This is a genomic window from Microbacterium sp. 05T445 (assembly GCF_056395865.1).
Window position 1 is genome coordinate 52,392 of the sequence record NZ_JBFTKJ010000002.1, and the last position, 20,260, is coordinate 72,651.

Genomic DNA, 20,260 nt, shown 5'->3' on the forward strand with positions numbered 1-20,260 from the left:
CGGTGCGGGCTGGACGCGGCATCCGTTCTGGTATACGTTGTCGGCAGCAACAATTCTCGCGAAGGAGCGTCATGCCCACCCCCACCCGCGCCGACAAGTTCTCGTTCGGCCTCTGGACCATCGGCTACAACGGCACCGACCCGTTCGGTGGGCCCACCCGCAACCACCTCGACGTCGTGCACGCCGTCGAGAAGCTCGCCGAGCTCGGCGCCTACGGCCTCACGTTCCACGATGACGACCTGTTCGCCTTCGGGTCGACCGATGCCGAGCGCCAGACGCAGATCGACCGCCTCAAGGGCGCGCTCGCCGACACCGGCCTCATCGTGCCGATGGTCACCACCAACCTCTTCTCGGCCCCCGTCTTCAAGGACGGCGGCTTCACCTCCAACGACCGCGACGTGCGCCGGTTCGCGCTGCGCAAGGTCTTCCGCCAGCTCGACCTCGGCGCAGAGCTCGGCGCCAAGACGTTCGTCATGTGGGGCGGCCGCGAGGGCGCCGAGTACGACTCGGCAAAAGACATCCGCGCCGCTCTCGAGCGCTACCGCGAGGCCGTGAACCTCCTCGGCGACTACGTCACCGACAAGGGCTACGACATCCGCTTCGCGATCGAGCCGAAGCCCAACGAGCCCCGCGGCGACATCCTGCTGCCGACGCTCGGCCACGCGATCGCGTTCATCGACTCGCTCGAGCGCCCCGAGCTCGTCGGCCTCAACCCCGAGGTCGGCCACGAGCAGATGGCGGGCCTGAACTTCGCCGCCGGCATCGCGCAGGCGCTGTACCACGGCAAGCTCTTCCACATCGACCTCAACGGTCAGCGCGGCATCAAGTACGACCAGGACCTGGTGTTCGGCCACGGCGACCTGCACAACGCGTTCGCCCTCGTCGACCTCCTCGAGAACGGCGGCCCCGGCGGCGTGCCGGCCTACGACGGCCCGCGCCACTTCGACTACAAGCCGAGCCGCACCGAGGACGAGGCCGGCGTCTGGGACTCGGCCGCCGCGAACATGCGCACCTACCTGCTGCTCAAGGAGCGCGCCGCGGCCTTCCGCGCCGACCCCGAGGTGCAGGAGGCGCTCGCGGCCGCCAAGGTCGACGAGCTCTCGACCCCGACGCTGAACCCGGGCGAGTCGTACGACGACCTCCTCGCCGACCGCTCCGCCTACGAGGACTTCGACACCGACGCATACCTCGGCGGCAAGGGCTTCGGCTTCGTGCGCCTGCAGCAGCTGGCCACCGAGCACCTGCTCGGCGCCCGCGGCTGACGCGCGGCCGGCAGGAATCGACTCGCCGGGACACGCCGGGAAGGGATCGCACCTTCCCGGCGTGTCCTGGCACTCGCGGGACCCGCGATGAACAGCACTCGAAGTGGAGGAGGGCGCATGGCGCTCGTCATGGGGGTCGACTCGTCGACGCAGTCGTGCAAGGTCGTGATCGCGGATGCCGCGACCGGCGCCGTGGTCCGCCAGGGGCGCGCTCCGCACCCCGAGGGGACGGCCGTCGATCCGGAGGCGTGGTGGACGGCGCTGCAGGCCGCGATCGCGGATGCCGGCGGCATCGACGACGTCCAGGCATGGGCGATCGGCGGGCAGCAGCACGGCATGGTCGCGCTCGATGCCGACGGCCGTGTGGTCCGTGACGCGCTGCTGTGGAACGACACCCGCTCGGCGCAGGCCGCGGCCGACCTCACCGCCGAGTTCGGCGCCGATGAGCTCGCCCGACGGACGGGCCTGGTGCCCGTGGCATCCTTCACGATCACCAAGCTCCGGTGGCTGCGCGACGCCGAACCGGGCAACGCGGCACGCGTCGCGGCCATCGCGCTGCCGCACGACTGGCTCACGTGGCGGCTGCGCGGGTTCGGACCCGAAGACGTCTCTTCCCGCGGTCCCGTGCTCGACGAGCTCGTCACCGACCGGTCGGACGCCTCGGGCACCGGCTATTGGGATCCCGCCACCGGGGGCTACGACCGGGAGCTGCTCATCGCCGCGCTCGGCCATGACGCGGTGCTGCCGCGCGTGCTCGGGCCGGACGAGTGGGTGACGGATGCCGCCGGCCGCCGCGTCGGCGGCGGCGCCGGCGACAACGCGGGCGCGGCCCTCGGGCTCGGCGCCGGTCCCGGAGACGTGGTCGTGTCGATCGGCACGAGCGGCACCGTGTTCGCGGTCAGCGCGGAGCGCACGATCGACCCCACCGGCACGGTGGCCGGGTTCGCGGACTGCACCGGACGGTTCCTGCCGCTGGTGGCCACGCTCAACGCGGCGCGCGTGCTCGACGCGATCGCGCGCGTGCTGGGCGTGGACCATGCGGAGCTCTCGCGGCTCGCGCTGGCCGCACAGCCGGGGGCGGCGGGCCTCACGCTGGTGCCCTACTTCGAGGGCGAGCGCACCCCCAACCTGCCCGACGCGACGGCCTCGCTGACGGGCATGACGCTCGCCTCGTCCACGCGCGAGAACCTCGCGCGCGCCGCCGTCGAGGGCATGCTCTCGGGCCTGGCGGCGGGACTCGAGGCGCTGCGCGGTCTGGGCGTGCCGCTGGATCGTGCGCTGCTCATCGGCGGCGGCGCGCAGTCCGCGGCGGTGCGCGAGATCGCGCCGCTGGTGCTCGGGCTGCCGGTGGAGGTGCCCGAGCCGGGGGAGTACGTGGCGGTCGGCGCCGCACGCCAGGCGGCCCAGATCCTCGCGTCCTGAGGCGACTGCCGGGACTCGGCGATGTATCGGGCGGGGCGGCATCCGCTTCTTCTGTGTATGGACGCTGCGACGCTCGCCGGCACGGTCTCGACCGTGCTCTTCGCCGCGGCCAACCTGCCGATGGTGATCAAGGCCGTGCGCTCGGGCGACCTGAGTTCGTACAGCCTCAGCGCGCTCGCGCTGGGCAACATCGGGAACCTCGTCTACACGGTCTACGTGGTCAGCCTCCCGTTCGGGCCGATCTGGGTGCTGCACGCCTTCTACCTCGCGACGATGGCGATCATGCTCGTGCTGTACGCGCTGTCGGTGCGTGCGCGGCGCCGCACTCGCGGTGAGCAGCCGGCCAAGAGGCCCCGCCGCGCTCGAGCCGGCTGAGGCCGCTACCCTTCGCGGGTCGTGGCGGCGAGAATGGGCGGATGCCGCAGGCCGACGCAGACGCAGAGCTCGACGCCATCGCCTCCGAGTTGTACGTGCTGCCGCCGTCGGAGTTCACGGCGGCGCGCAACGCGCGTGCGGGACTGGCCGCACCCCCGCTCGCCCAGCGGCTGCGCGCCCTGCGCAAGCCGACCGTCGCCGCGTGGGCGGTGAACCTGCTGGCCCATGACGGGCAGCTGTCCGAGGCGGTCGAGCTGTCGGCGGCGCTGCGCGAGGCGCAGGACGACCTCGATGCCGCGGAGTTGGGGCGTCTGGGCCGCCAGCGACGACAGCTGGTGGCGGCCCTCGCGGCACAGGCGGTCGGTCTGGCTGAGGGGGCCGGAGGCAGCGTCGCCGCCCCCGCCCGCGACGACGTCGAGAAGACGATCAACGCGGCGGTGATGGATGCCGCGGCCGCGGCCGCCGTCCTCACCGGGCGGCTCGTGAAGCCCCTGGAGGCCGGCGACATCGAACCCGCCGCGCTGGCCGACGCGGTCGGCGGATCGGTGCCGGGCGTCGTCGAGGCGCCGCCACGCGACGACCTCGCGGAGCGGCGGGCCCGCAAGTCGGCGGAGAAGGCGGCGCGGGACGCGGAGCGGCTCGCGAACGAGGCCGAGCGCGAGCTCGCGCGCGTCGAGGCCCGGCGTGCGAAGGCGCAGGAGCGCGTCGACCACGTCCGCGAGCGGATCGGCGATCTGCGGCGCGACCTCGCGGCGCTCGAGGCCGACGAGGAGGCCGCCGCCGGCAAGCTGGCCGGCGTCGAACGCGAGCACGCGGACGCGACGGCGAAGGCACGCGCCGCCGCCCAGGACTCCGACCGGGCCCGGCGCACGCTCGACGAGCTCTGACCGCGGCTGCGCAGAGGCGCGGCATCCTCGGTTCACAGGACTCTCGTAGGCCGCACGCCTAGCGTGAATCGCATGGCGACTCCCGCACCTCTGGTGCCCGCGACGACGTCCGAACCCGGCGAGATCACCGTCTCCGCCGCGGAACTGCGGGAACTCCGCGACGAGCTGCAGCGATTCCTCATGGAGTACCGCTTCGGCCTGCAGGAGGTCGAGACGAAGATCGACATCCTGCGCGACGAGTTCCTGCTGACGCACGACTACAACCCGATCGAGCACGTGTCGAGCCGCGTGAAGTCGCCCGACAGCCTGGTGGAGAAGGTGCAGCGCAAGGGCATCGACGGCGACTTCGCCTCGATCCGCCGGCGCATCACCGACATCGCCGGCATCCGCATCACGTGCAGCTTCGTCGCCGACGTGTACCGCCTGTTCGACCTGCTCACCGCGCAGGACGACGTGCGCGTCATCCAGGTGAAGGACTACATCGCCGACCCGAAGCCGAACGGCTACAAGAGCCTGCATGCGATCGTCGCGGTGCCGGTGTTCCTGTCGACCGGTCGCATCGAGGTGCCCGTCGAGGTGCAGTTCCGCACCATCGCGATGGACTTCTGGGCCAGCCTCGAGCACAAGATCTACTACAAGTACGCCACGCGGGTGCCCGACGAGCTGCTGGCGAGCCTGAAGGATGCCGCCGACACCGCCGCCGAGCTCGACGAGCGCATGGAGCGGCTGCACCGGCAGATCCGCGGCGGCGGCTCCGGGTCGCTCAGCGGGGGAGCGCACCACATCGTGAACACGCCGGTCACCGTCCGGGAGATCTCTGCTGCGCCGACGGCGACGGATGCCGCGACAGCGCGCGACGACGACTCCGAGCCGCGTCCGGTCTGAGCAGGGCGCCGGGGTCCCGGCGGAGGGTCACCCGCCGAGGACGGCGGCGGCGCTGTCGAGGTAGTCCTCGGGGTCGCGCGGTCCGAAGACCGCGGTGTTGGCGATGTAGCCCTGCGCGAGGGCGGCGATCGTGCGGGCGGTGCCGGCCGCGAGCGCCTCGGCGGCGGCGGGTGAGGCGGCGTGCGCGCGCGCCCAGGGCAGGACGGCCGACGACAGGCCCGCGAGCAGGTGTCCGGCGGTCTCGACCAGCTGCGCGTGCATCTCGGCGTCGGTGAGCGCCTCGCCCCAGAACTGCACCACGACCGAGGGCGGCAGCCCGGTCGAGCTCAGGGCCGTCAGCACTCCCGCGAGCGTCTGGCGCGGTGCCACCACGTCGCCCCGGTGGCCGCCCGCCTCGAGCTCGTCGATGCGCGGGAACAGGAACCTGCCGACGATGTAGCGGGCCAGCTCGGCCTTGTTCGTGAAGTGCGAGTAGATCGCGCCGGTGGACAGGCCGGACTCCTCGACGATGTCGGCGATGGACGTGTCGTGCACGCCCTTGCGCTCGAGACACCGGAGCGCGGCACGGGCGATCTCGTCACGGCGTGCCTCGCGATACTCCTTCGACACCTTGGGCATGGAAACAGAATAGTGGTTCTGTTATTCTCGCAACCAGAACACTCATTCTTTTTTAGGAGGACGCGATGAGCATTCGTCGCGAAGAGGCATCCGCCCGGCCCACCCGGTGGGGCGTCGCCGCGATGTTCGGGCTGATCGGCTCGATCGTCGTCGCCATCGTCGTGATGGCGTTCGTCTGGCCCGCCGCCACGTCGCAGCCCCAGAACCTGCCCGTCGGCATCTCCGGCCCCGCCGAGGCGGTGTCGGCCGTCGAGGACAAGCTCGCCGAGCAGGACCCCGCACCGTTCGACCTGCACGAGGTCGGCTCGCGCGACGACGCCGTGGAGCAGATCCAGACCCGTCAGCTGTACGGTGCGATCCTCCTCGGCGAGAAGCCCGAGGTGCTGATCGCGACCGCCGCGAGCCCGGCCGCGGCCGCCGCACTGCGGGGCGTCGCCACCCAGCTGCAGCTGCAGATCGACGGCGCCGCGCAGACGGCGCTGACCGACCAGCTCACCGCGATCGTGGGTGCGCTGGCGTCCGGGCAGATGCCGCAACTGCCGGATGCCGCCGCCTCCGGTGCGCCGCCGCAGGTCCCCACCGTCGAGGTCACCGACCTGGTGCCCCTCGCCGAGGGCGATGCCACCGGCGCCGGGCTCGCGGCATCCGTCTTCCCGCTCGTGCTGGGCGGCATGATCGGCGGTATCCTGCTCACCCTGCTGGTGCAGGGCGTCGTGCGGCGACTGGTCGGACTGGTCGTGTTCGGCATCGCCGCCGGCGCGCTCATCACCCTCGTGATGCAGACGTGGTTCGGCATCCTGCAGGGGGACTGGCTGCTCAACGCCACCGTGATCGGACTGGGCGTGACGGCGACGTCCGCCTTCATCGTCGGGCTCGCGGCGCTGATGGGCCCTCCCGGGATCGCCGTGGCCGCGATCGTCACGATGCTCATCGCCAACCCGATGGCGGGCGCCGCCGCACCGCCGCAGTTCCTCCCCGCGCCGTGGGGCGCGGTCGGCCAGTGGTTCGTGCCGGGCGCCTCGGCGACGCTGCTGCGATCGACGGCGTACTTCCCGGATGCCGCGACCGCGACGCAGTGGCTCATCCTCGGCGCGTGGGCGGTGGGAGGTGTGATCCTCGCCCTCATCGGCCATCGCCGTACCCGGGCCGAGCTCACCCCGCCCGCCGAGCAGCTCGAGGCCTGACCGCGCGGGGGCTCCGCCCTGACCGTGGAACCCCCGCCTCGCTAGTCTGTCGGGGTGGAACCTCCTCACCCGTTGACGTTGCTGCTGGTCCCGCTCCTGGCGGTGCTGGCACCGTTGCTGGCGCGCGGTCTCGGGCGCTGGGTGCGCGTGCCGGTGGTGGTCTTCGAGCTCGTGCTCGGCATCCTGATCGGTCCCGCGGTACTGGGCTGGGCGGCTCCCGCGGCCTTCGTCGAGACGCTGTCCGACTTCGGCCTGGCGATGCTGTTCTTCGTCGCAGGAACCGAGATCCAGTTCTCGTCGTTCCGCGGCCGGCTGGGACGACGCGCCTCGCTGGGCTGGCTCATCAGCCTCGCCGCGGGCATCGCCGCCGGATTCCTGCTGGCGCCGGGCGAGGCGGCGGTCGTGATCGGCGTCGCGCTGTGCTCCACCGCGCTCGGCACGCTGCTGCCGATCCTGCGCGACGCCGGCGAGCTGCCCACGCCGTTCGGGCAGGCCGTGTCGGCGATCGGCGCCGTGGGCGAGTTCGGGCCCCTCATCGCGATCTCGATCTTCCTCGGCGGGCGGGAGCCCGGCCTGTCGACCATCGTGCTGGCGGTCTTCGCGCTCGTCGCGGGACTGGCCATCTGGCTCGCGTTCAAACTGCCGCGCGGTGCGATGCACGCGTTCGTGAGCTCGACACTGCACACGTCGGGGCAGTTCGCGGTGCGCGTGGTGTTCCTGATCCTGTGCGCCCTCATCGCGCTGAGCATCGTGCTGGACCTCGACATGCTGCTGGGCGCGTTCGCCGCCGGCGTCATCTGGCGCCTGATCATGCGGGACGCATCCGAGGCCGATCGAGAAGCGGTCGAGAGCAAGATCGAGGGCGTCGCCTTCGGCTTCCTGGTGCCGGTCTTCTTCATCTACACCGGCATCACGTTCGACCTGGAGTCGCTGCTGGAGCAGCCCGCGCTGTTCCTGCTGCTGCCGGTGGGCCTGGTGGGCCTGCTCGTCGTACGGGGGATTCCGTCGATGCTCGCCGCACCCGAAGGATCGTCGCGGCGCGAGAAGTTCTCCATCGCCCTGCTGGGCGCCACCGGACTGCCGATCATCGTCGCCGTCACCGGGATCGGTGTCGACGAAGGCATCCTCACCTCCGTCCAGCAGTCGGTGCTCGTGGCGACCGGCATGCTGTCGGTGCTCCTGTTCCCGCTCATCGGCATGTCGCTGCGCGGCGAACGCGTCCGCGGCGACGAGCTCCAGGACGACATGGCGTGAGCGCGCTCGAACTGTTCGACGCCGCGCGCGGGCGGCTGGCCGGCGCGCCGCGCGAGGCCCTCGGCGAGGTGGTCGTGCCCCGGCGGGTGCTGGGCATCGCGCGCGCCCCGCGCATCGAACCGCGTGGCACGGCCTGGCACCTCGGCGTGCTGCTGCTCACCGACGACGCGGTGCTCGCCACGGGCGACGTGATCCGTGCCCGCCAGGAGGCCCGCCGCGGCTACACCGCCGAGTCCCAGCGCCATCGGGCCGAACTGGCCGCCGCGGCTCGCCGTGGCGGCTTCGCCGAGGGCGAGGCGGTCCACATCGGCTGGCGGATGCTGCAGCCCGCCGCTGTCGACGACGGGGAGGCATCCGGCCCTCTCGCTCTCGCCGGCGGGGTGCCCAGCGTGCGCTGGAGCGCCGCGGGCGGGCTCATGCCCCTCGAGGCCTATCTCGCCGAGCGCATCGCGCTGCTGCTCGAGCCCCCGGCGGGCGCCTGAGGGTCAGTCGGCGTCGGATCCGAAGCGCGCGGCGAACGCCTGCAGCAGCCGGGCCGGTTCGGTGACGGATGCCGCCAGCACCCGCCCCGCGATGGTGTCGTAATCCGAGGAGTCGAAGTAGCCGTCGTCGCGGTACACCGCCATGCGCTCGGTGAACGCCTTCGCCGTCGGCTCGGGGTGGAACTGGGTCGCATAGAGGCGGTCGCCGACGCGGTACGCCTGGACGCGGCATCCGTCGTTCCTGGCGAGCAGCGTCGCACCGGGCGGGAGCTGTTCGGTGCCCTCCTTGTGCGCGGTGAGCGCGGTGAAGCGGTTCGCCAGCCCGCCGAAGACCGGGTCGGTCGCAGCCTCGGCGGTGAGCTCCACCGACACCGGGCCGGTGTCCTCGGGGAACGCCCGGCTCACCGTCCCGCCCAGGGTGCGGGTCGCGATGCCGATGCCGTAGCAGGTGAACAGGGCGGCCGGCCCGTCGCCGGATGCTGCGCGCTCGGCGATGCGGGCGAGGTCGGCCTCGAGGCGCCGCTGGGCGTCGGTCTTCGTCGACTCGGGGTCGGCGACGTTGAACGGGCTGCCGCCGACGAGGAACCCGGAGAACCGCTCGAACGCATCCTCAGGGAGCGGATCGCGCACCAGGTCGTGGTGCGCGAGGCGGCTCTCATCGAGGCGCATCGCCGTGCGGAACGACTCGTACTCGGCCGCCGCGGCGCCCTGCTGCGGGCGCACGCAGACATAGAGCAACGGCACGGTCGTCATGCCCGAATTCTAAATGCCCTCGTGGCGGTCGAGCGAGGTGCACGACATTCGCGGTATTCACCGCGTATTCGTGTATCAAACCCGCACTATCGCGCTCGGGCATGGTGTGGACAGAATGGGCGCTATGACGCAGGCTGGCGCCGAACCATCCGTCGACTCCGTGGAGCCGGCGCGATGGGAGCGTGCCGCCGCACTCTTCGTGCGGTGGCGCGAAGGGGACAGCCGTGCGATGGATGAGCTCGTCCGCCTGATGACGCCGCCCCTGTGGCACGTCGTGCGGGCGTACGGACTCGACCATGCGCTGGCACAGGACGTCGTGCAGACGACCTGGCTGACGCTCGTACGCCGTCACGAGACCATCAACGACCCCCTCGCGGTGTCGGGATGGCTCACGATGTGCGCCCGCCGCGAGGCGTGGCGGGTCGGCAAACAGCATCGGCGTGCCGATGCGACAGAGGCCGACACGCTCGAACCGCACCTTCCGGTCCACGAATCCGCCGAGCAGACCGCCGCCCAGGACGACGAGACCCGTCGCCTGTGGACAGCGGTCGCAACGCTCAACGACCGATGCCAGCGCTTGCTGCGGATCGTCGCGTTCGAGGACCGCCCCGATTATGCGCGTATCGCCGAAGACCTCGCGATGCCCATCGGATCGATCGGACCGACCCGCCAGCGCTGCCTTGCAAAGCTCCGCGCCGTTCTCGAGGGCGACGGATGGAGAGGTGACGACAATGGTGACTGAGGACTTCGCAGCCGACGCCGCGCTCTTCGCACGCATGCGCCGAATGTGGGAGGACGTCGATCCGATGCCGGCCGACCTGGTCGACCGTATGGTGGCCGCGGTCGCCGTCGAGGACCTCTCGCGCGAATACGCGCTGCTGACGCTGGTCGAGGGCTCCTTCGCCGCGGTGCGCGGCGAGACCGACACCGCGACGCTGCAGTTCAGCGACGGCACGACGAGCGTGCTGCTGCACGTGACGGCCACCGAAGGCGGCGGCCGCCGAGTGGACGGATGGGTGGATGCCTCGGCTCTCGCCATCCGGCTGATCCAGGACGACCGTGAGTGGTCGGCCGAACCGGGCGAGCACGGGCGCTTCGCCTTCGACGAGGTCACGCCAGGGGTGGCGCGACTTCGCCTGGTCGTGCGCGACGCCGAGGGCGAGCTGCGCGACTTCCAGACCCCGCAGTTCGAGGTCTGACAAAGCAGTTCGAGTACTGATCCGGATGCCGCGGCCTGGGGGCCGCGGCGCCGACGTGTGTGAGGAGAAGACATGACCGATATCCCACCGAGCGGATCCGACAGCGGGGGAGCCGGGCGGACCTTCGACTGGAAATCGCGGTACGACGCCGCGCGGGCGCGGGGCGTCCCGCTCGACCCGAGGACGGAGCCCGTTCCGAATGTCGACGCCTATCCGACCGCGTACGACTCCGACCACCTGATCATCACCGACGGCGGACGCATCCAGGAGGTGCTCGAAGTGCTGCGCGCCGCCGCCTCCGAGTTCGGCTGGGGGATCGAGCTGCAGCGCGTCAGCGGCGAGCCCGAGGACTTGGGCGCCGCCGTCGCGCGGGCGCGCGACGGACGCGACCGCTTCGATCTGCCGACGCTGTATCGCGTGCGCATCTTCCCGCAGCCGCGGCCCGACAGGGACGACGAGCCGGTGCCCCCGGTCGACGCGTGGCGCCTGCTGCAGCGGGTGCGTGCGCGGTTGGGGCGGGACTTCGTCGGCGCAGCGCTCGACCATGTGCTGAGCGTGGATCAGCTCGAGGTGAATCCGTTCGGCCGGACGAACCCGTTCGGCCGGACGAATCCCTTCGGCCGGACCAATCCCTTCGGCCGCACCAACGCGCCGGGCATCGAGAGCTATGCCGACCCGGGCAGCGGCGGGCGCCAGGTGGTCGGCTATGTGGGCGCCGCCCCGTTGCGGCGGAAGGAGCGCGGGCCCGGCCGGCGCGCCGTCGTGGCCGTGCTCGACACCGGGTGCGGCCATCACGACTGGCTCCCGGACGGGATCGTCAACCGCCACCCGGTCGTGGACGGGACGCCGGTCGGGCTCACGGATCCGAACACGGACCCGGAGGTCCACGGCGATCTGGTCGGACCGCTCGACGGCGGCATCGACGACGCCGCAGGCCACGGCACCTTCATCGCGGGGATCATCCGCCAGGTGGCGCCGGAGGCCGACATCATCTCGGTGCGGGTCGCCGACAGCCAGGGCACCGTGCTGGAGAGCCAGTTCATGGTCGCCGTGCGCAGCCTCGTGAAGTGGATGTCGCTCGAGGAGGGCGGACAGCCCATCGACGTGCTGAACCTGTCGCTCAGCTACTACCACGAGACGCCCGAGGACGAGCTGTTCGACCGCACGCTCAACGAGCTCCTCGTCGCCGCGCGCCGGCAGGGGTGCGTCGTGGTCTGCTCTGCGGGCAACGAAGCCACCGAGCGACCGGCCTTCCCCGCGGCGCTGTGGCAGTGGCCGGGGGCCGAGTTCATCGTCGACGACCCGGCGGACGCCGCTCCGCACCTGTCGGTCGGCGCGCTCAATCCGAACGGGACGATGGCGCTGTTCAGCAACATCGGACCCTGGGTGCGCACGTGCGCGCCGGGCGTGGCGGTGCTCAGCACGTCGCCGCCGTTCGTCGGGGGCGTCCAGTCCGGATCGCGCAACGATCGCGACGGGTTCCGGCGCGAGACCATCGACCCGGACGACTTCTCCGGAGGCTTCTCGCTGTGGAGCGGGACGTCGTTCGCGGCGCCGTTCGTCGCAGCGCTCTATGCGCGGTCACTGGACGAGGATCTCGCCGCCGGGGGCCTGACGACCCCCGCGGACCGCGTCGCCGCCGCGCAGAGCGCGGAGGGCCCGATCGAGCAGGAGCTGATGCTGATGGGCCCGCGCCGGGTCTGAGCGGGGCGGCCGAGGCGACCGGCCGTCGGGATCGTGTCCCGGCGCAGCATCGCCTCGGCCGCCGCGGCACGCCAAGATGGGACCGTGCCACGCTCCGCCGAAGCCCTTCACCGCATCGCGGTCGATCGCGCGAACCGTGGCCTGTACGCCGAAGCCAGGCGACGACTTGCGCAAGCGGCGGAGCTCACCGACGATCCGGACCTCCTCGGACGGATCGCGGGAACCCAGGCTTACGCCCTCGCGCGGACGGGAGACCTGGCGCGCGCGATGACAGTGTGCCGGACGGCGATGGAGAACCCTCGTCTGGGCGCGCACACCGTCGCCGTCCTCGCGGGTCAGATGGGCGCGCTCGCTGAGCAGGCCGGCGATCTCGATGAGGCCGAGCGGTGGCTGACGAGGGGTGTCGAGGGCCTCGACAGCGACGACGAGGCCCGCGCGAACCTGCTCATGAACAGAAGCCTGATCAACATGCGACGCCGGGCCCTCGCCAGCGCGTCGCGCGATGTGGCGCAGGCGCGGGGCATCTTCGCCGGCCTCGAGATGCCCATCGCCGAAGCGCAGGCACGGCACAACGAGGGCTACATCGCGCTGCTCGAAGGCGATCTCGTCAGCGCGAATCAGTCCATGCTGAGCGCGCGGGGGACGCTCGCCCACACATCGGCCGTCATCGCGGCCATCTGCGATCTGGACCGAGCCGAAGTGCTGCGCGACGCCGGTCTCACCACCGAGGCGGAGGAGATCCTCCGGCGGGTCGCGTCGACCTTCGGCAGGCACCGGATGCCGCAGTCCCGAGCGGAGGCCGAGTTCCAGCTCGCCTGCTCGCTGCTGACCCACGACGCCGGACGTGCGCGCGTGACGGCGCGGATCGCCGCGGCCCGGTTCCGTGCCCTCGGCAACGAGACCTGGGCGGCCCGGGCGGAGGGCGTCGGCCTGCGTGCGGACCTCGTCGATCACACCGCGGGCAACCGCGGCGCGCACGGGCCGCGGCGAAGGCGTCGCGCTCCGGAGCGCGAGGCCGTGGACGCGGTCGCGACGCGGCTGGCTGAGCGGGGATTCGGCAACGAGGCCGCCGCGGTGCGGATGTCTCGCATCCTGGCCGAGACCCGACGCGATCCGGACGCCGACCGGACGCCGATCCGCGTCCCGTCGTCAGCGTCGATGGAGGTGCGGCTGCTGGCGCACGAGGCGCGCGCAGCGCGCGCGGCGGCCGCCGGTCGGCATGCCCTGGCGCGGCGGAGCGCGGCGGCGGGGCTCGACCTGCTCGCGCGGTGGCAGGAGTCGTTCGGAAGCCTCGACCTGCAGTCCGCGATCGCGATGCACGGCGGTGGGCTGATCTACGCCGGTCTCGATTCCGCGCTGCGATCCGGGCGCCCCGACGTGGTGTTCGAGTGGTCGGAGCGCGCTCGCCACCTGAGCCAGCAGATCGTCCCGCTGCGCCCGCCCCCGGACCCTGCCGTTGCGGAGGACATGGCTGAGATCCGCATGCTCCGTGCCGACGATCCGGCCTGGCTGTCCAATCCGCGGGTCGCCGAGCTGCGCGACCGCGCGCGCCAGCGGCAGTGGTCGGGGACGGGAACCGCCGCAGTCGAGCAGCGCGCGGACCTGGAGGAGATCCGGGCGAGCCTCGACGCCGAGACCGCGCTGATCGCCTTCGTGTACTCCCGCGACGCCCTGTCCGCCCTCGTCGTGACGGCCGAGCGCACCTGGCTGCGCCCGATCCCCCGATGGGAGGACGTCCGGCTCTCGTTCCGGGGCCTGCGCGCCGACCTCGACATGGCCGCATCCGTGCGGGGCTCGATGGGGGAGATCGTCCGCCGCTCCCTCGCGGAGCGGCTCGCCGTCGTGTCGGACGGGCTGCTCGCCGATCTGCCGGCACTGACGGACGCCCGCAGGCTCGTCATCACCGCGCCCGGTGTCCTGAGCGGCGTGCCCTGGGCGATGCTGCCGGCGCTTCGCGGGCGCGTGTTCACGCTGGCCGCGTCGGCGACGCGGTGGGCTCACAGCAGGGGAGGCGAGCGCCGGACGGCGGGGATCGCCGGCTTCGCGGCCGGACCTCGTGTGCCGCGGGCGACGGAGGAGATCGAGGCGGCTTCGCGCGCCTGGCGCAAGCCTGTCCTGTTGCGCGGGCCGGAGGCCTCGGTCGCGCGCGTCACCGAGATCGCCTCCAGCGCGGACGTCCTGCATGTGGCGGCGCACGGGCGCCACGCGGTGGACAACCCGATGTTCTCCGGCCTCGAACTCGCCGATGGGGCGTTGTTCGGCTACGACATCGACGTGATCGCTCAGGTGCCCGACACCGTGGTCCTGTCGGCGTGCGAGGTGGGGCGCTCCTCCGTCCGGTGGGGCGAGGAGGCCGTGGGCATGACGCGCGTGTGGCTCCATGCCGGCGCACGCTGCGTCGTCGCAGCCCCCGTGGTCGTCGCCGACGACGACGCGTGCGAGCTGCTGGCGGCGATGCACGAGGACCTCGCAGCGGGTGCCGAACCGTCCGTCGCGCTGGCAGCGGCATCCGACCGCACCGGCATCGTCGCCCCTTTCCAGGTGCACGGCGCCGGCTTCTGAGAATTTCTCGCCGTCGCGTGTATCAGGGGTGATGTTGCGGACTCCTGGTCACTGGAACGGTTCGCGCAAGCCGGCGGGGGGTCGGGGAGCGCGGCGGGAGGTCGACTCGGGGGACGCAAATCGGGTTGCGGGCCTTCCACGCCGGTCCGTGAGGGGTGCTGCACTGGGGACTGGGGCGGCACCCCTCGTATTCGCGCCCGGACTCGTCCTCGCGGCCGTCAGCCGCGGGACGAGTTCGCGGTGCGGCCTCGTACGATCCCGATGAACACGTCGACCGCCGGGGTCGTGCGCTCGGCGCTCCAGGCGAGGGCGACGGTGGATGTCGGCCCGTGGAGCAGCGGCCGGTGCTCGACGTCCTTGCGGTGGTGCAGGCGAGCGAGCGACATCGGCACCACGACGATGCCGACGCCGGCGGCCACCGTGGCGATCGCCTCGGCGGTGTCGGCCGGGGGCGCGAAGCGCGGCGCCTCGGTGCCGGGGAGTGGACCCCACCGCCCCGAGGCTCCGGGCGCCGCGCCGGCGGCGTCTGGAGAGGGCGGACGGAGGATGCCGAGCACGTCGTCCGCCGGGACGATGAGCACCTCGCCCGCAAGGTCGGCGGTGTCCAGCTCCTCGGCGGCGGTGAGGTGGGAGTCGCGCGAGCAGACCACGACCGGCACCTCGTCGTAGAGCGGAATGACGTGCAGCCCGTCCTTGTCCAGCGGCAGGCGCACGAGGGCAGCGTCGACGTCTCCGTCGACGAGCGCGCGGCGCTGATCGGCGACCTCCAGCGGCACGAGCTCGAGTGCGGTCCGCGGCATCCGCGTCTTCCACGTGTCGATCCATTTGCCGGGTGTGGCACCCGGGATCGCGCCGAGGAGGAAGGTCGCGGGCACCGGCGGCTCGACGGGCGCCGGCGCGGGTGGGCGCTGCTGCGCCGGCTTCGGCTTGCGCTGCTGCGCCGGCTTCGGCTTGCCCTTGCCTGCGGAGCCGGAGCCGCCGGCTGGACGCCGTGACGAGGCATCCCTTCCCCGCGCGCTTCCGCGCGACCCGCCTTTCGCCATACCGTTCAGCGTAGCCGTGGCGCTATCGTTCGCTCATGGTGGCGATTCTCGCAGTGGTCTTCGCGGCGCTGGCGGCGCTGCTGCACGTCTACATCTTCGTGATGGAGAGCGTGCAGTGGACGCAGCCGAAGATCTGGAAGCGGTTCGGCGTCGCCGACCAGGCCGCCGCCGAGATCACCAAGCCGATGGCGTACAACCAGGGGTTCTACAACCTGTTCCTCGCGATCGGCGCGGTGATCGGCATCGTGCTGTTCTTCGCGGGGTCGGATGCCGTATCCGTGCGCGCCGCGGGACTGGCCCTGGTGCTGTTCGCGCTGGGCTCGATGGTCGCGGCGGCGCTCGTGCTGCTCACGACGGGGCTGAAGTACCTGCGTCCGGCGGCGATCCAGGGCACGCTGCCGCTGATCGGGTTCGTGCTGTTCCTGTTCGCCTGAGGCCTCAGTCGCACGCGCTCCACTGACCGGCGCCCGACGCGGCCGCAGTCGACTCCAGGGAGCGCAGCAGCGACTCCTGCGCGCGGTTCGGTGAATAGACCTCGACCCGTGCGTCGCCCTGCGCGACCAGCTCGCCGTTGACGAAGCGCCCGTCGGGGGTCCACACGTACAGCAGGGTGCGGCCGTACCGGTCGTGCACCTCCGCGTCGGGAGCCACCCAGATCGTCGACCCCACCGGGGCGAGGGACGCCAGCTTCGCGGTGGCCTCGGCCCCCCAGCAGTCCAGCGCGGGCGCGATCTCGGGGGTGTCGATGCCGAGCAGACGGACGCGCGTGGACTCGAGGTCCTCGACGACCGTGTTCGGCGCGGCGACGTGCGCGCGCAGCGTGTCGCCGTCGTGCACGCTCTCGACGGTCATCTCGAACGCTCCGGCAGGGATGCCGGGCATCGTCGGCGCCGCGGTCGGCATGGCTGGGGCGATGTCGGCGCGCTCGTCGGTACGCCCGACGAACCACCACAAGACCGCGCCCGCGAGGACGAGCAGCAGGATGCCGATGAGGACGCGTCGGGTCACCTCGCGAGCCTATGGCCTGCCCGCGACGTGTCGCGGCGGGACCTCAGGCGGCCAGGCGCAGACCGCGCTTGTCGGTGGCGACGCGCTCGCCGTCGGCGATCGTCTCGTCGTCGCCGATGAGCGAACCCCCTGCGACGCGGGCGTCATGCCCCACCTGGGTGCGCACGCCGATCTTGGCGCGCGGTCCGATAGCGGCGCGCGGCCCGATGTGGGCGTGCGGTGCGATCTCGGCGTCCGGCCCGATGACGGCATCCGTCTCGACCCACACGCCGCGGCCGACGTGCGCGCCTGCGGCGATCTGCACGCCCGGTTCGACATACGCCCCCGCCTCGACGACGGCGCTGGGGTGCACCTTCGCTCCGTGCGCGATGAGGCCACGACCGTTGACGTGCTTGCGGTAACGCAGCGTCTCGCCGTGGTCGTTCTCGATGTCGATGTAGTTCTTGCCCACGTTCCCCTCCTGGAGCAGCACATGGTGCTGAGTATCAGGACAACGTGTACTGAGGCCCTGATATTCCCCGGCTCGGAACGATTCGGCGACGGAACGGTGAAGGCCCCGTCTCCGGTCGGAGACGGGGCCTTCAGAGGTGTCGGATCAGCGCGCGACGTACTCGTCGGCCGCCGACAACGCGCGGTCGATCACGTCGAGGCCGCGCAGCAGCTCGTCCTCGGTGATGACCAGCGGCGGGGCCACGTGCACGCGGTTGAAGTGCGTGAAGGGCCACACGCCGTCGCGCTTGCACGCCGCGGCGACCGCGGCGATGGGAGCGGCATCCGCCCCCGCGGCGTTGAACGGGACGAGCTGCTCGCGGGTGTCGCGGTCCTTGACCAGCTCGATCGCCCAGAACAGACCCATGCCCCGCACGTCGCCCACGGAGGGGTGACGCGACGCCATCTCGCGCAGGCGGGGTTCGACGACGCGCGTGCCGAGGTCGCGGACCCGCTCGAGGATGCCGTCGCGCTCGAACACCTCGAACGTCGCGACACCGGCCGCGCACGCCAGCGGGTGGCCCGAGTACGTGAGGCCGCCCGGGAACGAGACGGTGTCGAAGTGCGACGCGATGCGCTCGGAGATCACGACGCCGCCCAGCGGCACATAGCCCGAGTTCACGCCCTTCGCGAAGGTGATGAGGTCGGGCTGCACGTCGAACGCCTGGAAGGCGAACCACTCGCCCACGCGGCCGAAGCCCACCATGACCTCGTCGGCGATGTAGACGATGCCGTACTTGTCGCAGAGCGCCCGCACACCGGCCAGGTAGCCCGGCGGGGGCACCAGGACGCCGTTGGTGCCGACGATCGTCTCGATGATGATCGCCGCGATCGTCGACGCGCCCTCGAGGACGATGGTCTGCTCGAGGTGCTCGAGCGCACGCTGCGTCTCCTCCTCGGCGCTGGACGAGTGGAACGCCGACCGGTACGGGTACGGGCCGAAGAACTTCGCGGTCGAGCCGTCGGCCGGCTCGTTCGGCCAGCGGCGCGGGTCGCCGGTCAGCGAGATCGCGGTGGTGGTGTTGCCGTGATAGCTGCGGTACATCGACAGCACCTTGCGGCGGCCGGTCACCAGACGCGCCATGCGCACCGCGTTCTCGTTCGCGTCGGCGCCGCCGTTGGTGAAGAACACCTTCTCGAAGCCGTCGCCGGCGACCTCGGCGATGCGGCGGGCGAGCTCGCCGCGCACGTCGTTGGCCATCGAGGGCTGGATCGTCGCGAAACGGCCGGCCTGGCGCTGGATCGCCTCGACGAGGTCGGGGTGCTGGTGGCCGAGGTTGAGGTTCACCAGCTGCGAGCTGAAGTCGAGGTAGGCGTTGCCGGAGTAGTCCCAGAACGTCGAGCCCTCGCCCGCGGCGATCGGCAGCGGGTCGATGAGCGCCTGCGCGCTCCACGAGTGGAAGACGTGGCCGCGGTCGTCGGCGCGCACCTGCGCGTCGGCGTCGAGGTCGGGAAGGGCGCGGCGGTCGCCGGCGGGGTCGGTGTACGCGGCGGCCTGCGCGAGCGTGTCGGTCATGTGAGTCCTTCGGATCCGGATGCCGGTGTCAGTTGTTCTGGGGGAAGCCGAGGTTGATGCCGCCGTGGGTGGCGGGATCGAGCCAGCGGCTGGTGATGGCCTTCTCGCGCGTGAAGAAGTCGAAGCCGTGGACGCCGTAGGCCTTCGCGTCGCCGAACAGGGACTTCTTCCAGCCGCCGAAGGAGTGGTAGGCGACGGGCACGGGGATCGGCACGTTGATGCCGACCATGCCGACCTGGACCTCGTTCTGGAAGCGGCGGGCGGCGCCGCCGTCGTTGGTGAAGATCGCGGTGCCGTTGCCGAACTGTCCGGAGTTGATCAGGTCCAGCCCCTCGTCGTAGGACTGCACGCGCACGACCGAGAGGACGGGTCCGAAGATCTCCTCCTGGTAGGCGCGGGAGGTGGTCGGCACGTTGTCGATGAGGGTGGGGCCGAAGAAGAAGCCGTCCTCGTGGCCGTCGACGGTGAAGCCGCGGCCGTCGACGACGATGTCCGCGCCGTCCTGCTCGGCGATGTCGACGTACTCGGCGACCTTGTCACGGTGGACGCCGGTGATCAGCGGCCCCATGTCGGGCTCGACGCCGTCCTGCCCGGCACCGTTGCCGATCCGCAGGCGGCTGATGCGCTCGGAGATCTTCGCGATCAGGTCGTCGGCGACCGGCTCGACCGCCAGGACCACCGAGATCGCCATGCAGCGCTCGCCGGCCGCGCCGTAACCGGCGTTGACGGCGGCGTCGGCGACCAGGTCGAGGTCGGCATCCGGCAGCACCAGCATGTGGTTCTTCGCGCCGCCGAGGGCCTGCACCCGCTTGCCGTGGCGCGACGCGGTCTCGTAGATGTACTGCGCGATCGGGGTGGAGCCGACGAACGAGATGGACTGCACGTCCGGGGAGGTGAGCAGGCCGTCCACGGCGAGCTTGTCGCCCTGCAGCACCGTGAACACGCCGTCCGGGAGGCCGGCCTCCTGCCACAGCTGCGCGAGCCACAGCGCCGCCGACGGGTCCTTCTCGGAGGGCTTGAGCACCACGGCGTTGCCCGCGGCGATCGCGATCGGGAAGAACCACATCGGCACCATCGCCGGGAAGTTGAACGGGCTGATGATGCCCACCACGCCCAGCGGCTGCTTCAGCGAGTACACGTCGATGCCGGTCGAGGCGTTCTCGCTGAACGCGCCCTTGATCAGGTGCGGGAACCCGGTCGCGAGCTCCACGACCTCCTGGCCGCGCAGGATCTCGCCCATCGCGTCCGAGACGACCTTGCCGTGCTCGGCGGTGATGATCTCCGCCAGCTCCGGCTTGCGGGCGTTCAGCAGCTCACGGAAGGCGAACAGCACCGACTGGCGCTTCGCGACCGAGTACCCGCTCCACACCTGGAATCCGGCCACCGCCGACGCGATCGCCGTGTCGATCTCGGCCTGATCGGCCAGCGCGACCTGCGCCGTGACCGCACCGGTGGCCGGGTTGTAGACGGGGGCGGTGCGACCGCTCGTCGACGGACGCTCGGCGCCGTCGATCCAGTGCGAGATGACACGCACATCGGTGTCGGAGGATGCGGGCGCCACAGCGCTCTCAGCAATGCTCATGGAGGGTTCCTTCGGTGTCGGACAGATCGTGTGGC

20 protein-coding genes are annotated in these 20,260 nt (G+C 71.8%); 13 read left to right on the top strand and 7 right to left on the bottom strand.

The window, feature by feature from the left end; genetic code table 11:
- The first annotated feature begins 71 nt into the window (after positions 1-71).
- The 5 genes from xylA (at position 72) to AC1DDU_RS09810 (ending at position 4,831) form a co-directional block, all read left to right on the top strand.
- Positions 72-1,262, top strand: a complete 1,191-nt coding sequence (gene xylA / locus AC1DDU_RS09790) for a xylose isomerase (RefSeq protein ID WP_477433579.1) — start codon at positions 72-74, stop codon at positions 1,260-1,262.
- Positions 1,263-1,379: 117 nt separating this feature from the next.
- Positions 1,380-2,684, top strand: coding sequence for a xylulokinase (locus AC1DDU_RS09795; protein ID WP_477433581.1), 1,305 nt, complete (start codon positions 1,380-1,382; stop codon positions 2,682-2,684).
- Between the two features lie 57 nt (positions 2,685-2,741).
- Positions 2,742-3,059 carry a hypothetical protein gene (locus tag AC1DDU_RS09800; protein ID WP_477433583.1) on the top strand — a complete coding sequence of 106 codons (318 nt, stop codon included), beginning with the start codon at positions 2,742-2,744 and terminating at the stop codon, positions 3,057-3,059.
- 41 nt (positions 3,060-3,100) lie between these two features.
- Complete coding sequence (locus tag AC1DDU_RS09805; protein ID WP_477433585.1) at positions 3,101-3,946, top strand: transposase; 846 nt, start codon at positions 3,101-3,103, stop codon at positions 3,944-3,946.
- Between the two features lie 72 nt (positions 3,947-4,018).
- Positions 4,019-4,831, top strand: coding sequence for a GTP pyrophosphokinase (locus AC1DDU_RS09810; protein ID WP_477433587.1), 813 nt, complete (start codon positions 4,019-4,021; stop codon positions 4,829-4,831).
- Between the two features lie 27 nt (positions 4,832-4,858).
- On the opposite strand, the gene AC1DDU_RS09815 is transcribed toward AC1DDU_RS09810, so the two are convergent.
- Positions 4,859-5,449, bottom strand: coding sequence for a TetR/AcrR family transcriptional regulator (locus AC1DDU_RS09815; RefSeq protein WP_477433589.1), 591 nt, complete (start codon positions 5,447-5,449; stop codon positions 4,859-4,861).
- A 65-nt stretch (positions 5,450-5,514) separates the two neighbouring features.
- On the opposite strand from AC1DDU_RS09815, the gene AC1DDU_RS09820 reads away from it, so the two are divergent.
- From AC1DDU_RS09820 to AC1DDU_RS09830, 3 genes are read left to right on the top strand one after another with little or no spacing between them, the layout of a single operon-like run.
- Complete coding sequence (locus AC1DDU_RS09820) at positions 5,515-6,633, top strand: hypothetical protein (protein ID WP_477433591.1); 1,119 nt, start codon at positions 5,515-5,517, stop codon at positions 6,631-6,633.
- 54 nt (positions 6,634-6,687) lie between these two features.
- Positions 6,688-7,887, top strand: coding sequence for a cation:proton antiporter (locus AC1DDU_RS09825; RefSeq protein ID WP_477433593.1), 1,200 nt, complete (start codon positions 6,688-6,690; stop codon positions 7,885-7,887).
- Positions 7,884-8,369, top strand: a complete 486-nt coding sequence (locus tag AC1DDU_RS09830; protein ID WP_477433595.1) for a glutaminase — start codon at positions 7,884-7,886, stop codon at positions 8,367-8,369. The genes AC1DDU_RS09825 and AC1DDU_RS09830 overlap by 4 nt, the downstream gene beginning before the upstream one ends.
- Before the next feature lie 3 nt (positions 8,370-8,372).
- Here the strand turns inward: AC1DDU_RS09830 and AC1DDU_RS09835 are convergent, their stop codons facing one another.
- Positions 8,373-9,122, bottom strand: a complete 750-nt coding sequence (locus AC1DDU_RS09835) for a glutamine amidotransferase-related protein (RefSeq protein WP_477433596.1) — start codon at positions 9,120-9,122, stop codon at positions 8,373-8,375.
- 13 nt (positions 9,123-9,135) lie between these two features.
- Between AC1DDU_RS09835 and AC1DDU_RS09840 the strand changes: the two genes are divergently transcribed.
- The 4 genes from AC1DDU_RS09840 (at position 9,136) to AC1DDU_RS09855 (ending at position 14,587) form a co-directional block, all read left to right on the top strand.
- Positions 9,136-9,864 carry an RNA polymerase sigma factor gene (locus tag AC1DDU_RS09840; protein ID WP_477433598.1) on the top strand — a complete coding sequence of 243 codons (729 nt, stop codon included), beginning with the start codon at positions 9,136-9,138 and terminating at the stop codon, positions 9,862-9,864.
- A complete protein-coding gene (locus AC1DDU_RS09845) occupies positions 9,854-10,321 on the top strand; it encodes a hypothetical protein (RefSeq protein WP_477433600.1) in 468 nt (155 codons plus the stop codon). Before AC1DDU_RS09840 ends, AC1DDU_RS09845 begins: the two co-directional genes overlap by 11 nt.
- A 72-nt stretch (positions 10,322-10,393) precedes the next feature.
- Positions 10,394-12,025 (top strand): S8 family peptidase, encoded by a 1,632-nt coding sequence (locus AC1DDU_RS09850; protein ID WP_477433602.1) that lies wholly within the window; start codon positions 10,394-10,396, stop codon positions 12,023-12,025.
- An 84-nt stretch (positions 12,026-12,109) separates the two neighbouring features.
- On the top strand, positions 12,110-14,587 hold the full coding sequence (locus AC1DDU_RS09855) for a CHAT domain-containing protein (RefSeq protein WP_477433604.1): 2,478 nt from the start codon (positions 12,110-12,112) through the stop codon (positions 14,585-14,587).
- Between the two features lie 218 nt (positions 14,588-14,805).
- Here the strand turns inward: AC1DDU_RS09855 and AC1DDU_RS09860 are convergent, their stop codons facing one another.
- Positions 14,806-15,630, bottom strand: a complete 825-nt coding sequence (locus AC1DDU_RS09860; protein ID WP_477433606.1) for a LysR substrate-binding domain-containing protein — start codon at positions 15,628-15,630, stop codon at positions 14,806-14,808.
- Between the two features lie 35 nt (positions 15,631-15,665).
- On the opposite strand from AC1DDU_RS09860, the gene AC1DDU_RS09865 reads away from it, so the two are divergent.
- Entirely contained in the window at positions 15,666-16,064 is a 399-nt protein-coding gene (locus AC1DDU_RS09865) for a DUF1304 domain-containing protein (RefSeq protein ID WP_477433608.1), read from the top strand.
- Positions 16,065-16,068: 4 nt separating this feature from the next.
- Here the strand turns inward: AC1DDU_RS09865 and AC1DDU_RS09870 are convergent, their stop codons facing one another.
- From AC1DDU_RS09870 to AC1DDU_RS09885, 4 genes are all read right to left on the bottom strand, one after another.
- On the bottom strand, positions 16,069-16,638 hold the full coding sequence (locus AC1DDU_RS09870; RefSeq protein WP_477433609.1) for a thermonuclease family protein: 570 nt from the start codon (positions 16,636-16,638) through the stop codon (positions 16,069-16,071).
- Between the two features lie 43 nt (positions 16,639-16,681).
- A complete protein-coding gene (locus AC1DDU_RS09875; RefSeq protein ID WP_477433611.1) occupies positions 16,682-17,089 on the bottom strand; it encodes a transferase in 408 nt (135 codons plus the stop codon).
- 144 nt (positions 17,090-17,233) lie between these two features.
- A complete protein-coding gene (locus tag AC1DDU_RS09880) occupies positions 17,234-18,643 on the bottom strand; it encodes an aminotransferase class III-fold pyridoxal phosphate-dependent enzyme (RefSeq protein WP_477433613.1) in 1,410 nt (469 codons plus the stop codon).
- Positions 18,644-18,671: 28 nt separating this feature from the next.
- Positions 18,672-20,225: a CoA-acylating methylmalonate-semialdehyde dehydrogenase gene (locus tag AC1DDU_RS09885; protein WP_477433615.1), complete on the bottom strand. Its 1,554-nt coding sequence runs from the start codon at positions 20,223-20,225 to the stop codon at positions 18,672-18,674.
- Positions 20,226-20,260 lie beyond the last annotated feature (35 nt).

Excerpts from the sequence above, each read along its gene's own strand:
- AC1DDU_RS09850 (WP_477433602.1), top strand. The coding sequence starts at position 10,394 with ATGACCGATATCCCACCGAGCGGATCCGACAGCGGGGGAGCCGGGCGG.
- xylA (WP_477433579.1), top strand. The coding sequence starts at position 72 with ATGCCCACCCCCACCCGCGCCGACAAGTTCTCGTTCGGCCTCTGGACC.
- AC1DDU_RS09815 (WP_477433589.1), bottom strand. The coding sequence starts at position 5,449 with ATGCCCAAGGTGTCGAAGGAGTATCGCGAGGCACGCCGTGACGAGATC.
- AC1DDU_RS09860 (WP_477433606.1), bottom strand. The coding sequence starts at position 15,630 with ATGGCGAAAGGCGGGTCGCGCGGAAGCGCGCGGGGAAGGGATGCCTCG.
- AC1DDU_RS09820 (WP_477433591.1), top strand. The coding sequence starts at position 5,515 with ATGAGCATTCGTCGCGAAGAGGCATCCGCCCGGCCCACCCGGTGGGGC.
- AC1DDU_RS09845 (WP_477433600.1), top strand. The coding sequence starts at position 9,854 with ATGGTGACTGAGGACTTCGCAGCCGACGCCGCGCTCTTCGCACGCATG.
- AC1DDU_RS09840 (WP_477433598.1), top strand. The coding sequence starts at position 9,136 with ATGCCCTCGTGGCGGTCGAGCGAGGTGCACGACATTCGCGGTATTCAC.
- AC1DDU_RS09865 (WP_477433608.1), top strand. The coding sequence starts at position 15,666 with ATGGTGGCGATTCTCGCAGTGGTCTTCGCGGCGCTGGCGGCGCTGCTG.
- AC1DDU_RS09810 (WP_477433587.1), top strand. The coding sequence starts at position 4,019 with ATGGCGACTCCCGCACCTCTGGTGCCCGCGACGACGTCCGAACCCGGC.
- AC1DDU_RS09795 (WP_477433581.1), top strand. The coding sequence starts at position 1,380 with ATGGCGCTCGTCATGGGGGTCGACTCGTCGACGCAGTCGTGCAAGGTC.
- AC1DDU_RS09880 (WP_477433613.1), bottom strand. The coding sequence starts at position 18,643 with ATGACCGACACGCTCGCGCAGGCCGCCGCGTACACCGACCCCGCCGGC.
- AC1DDU_RS09800 (WP_477433583.1), top strand. The coding sequence starts at position 2,742 with ATGGACGCTGCGACGCTCGCCGGCACGGTCTCGACCGTGCTCTTCGCC.
- AC1DDU_RS09885 (WP_477433615.1), bottom strand. The coding sequence starts at position 20,225 with ATGAGCATTGCTGAGAGCGCTGTGGCGCCCGCATCCTCCGACACCGAT.
- AC1DDU_RS09805 (WP_477433585.1), top strand. The coding sequence starts at position 3,101 with ATGCCGCAGGCCGACGCAGACGCAGAGCTCGACGCCATCGCCTCCGAG.
- AC1DDU_RS09835 (WP_477433596.1), bottom strand. The coding sequence starts at position 9,122 with ATGACGACCGTGCCGTTGCTCTATGTCTGCGTGCGCCCGCAGCAGGGC.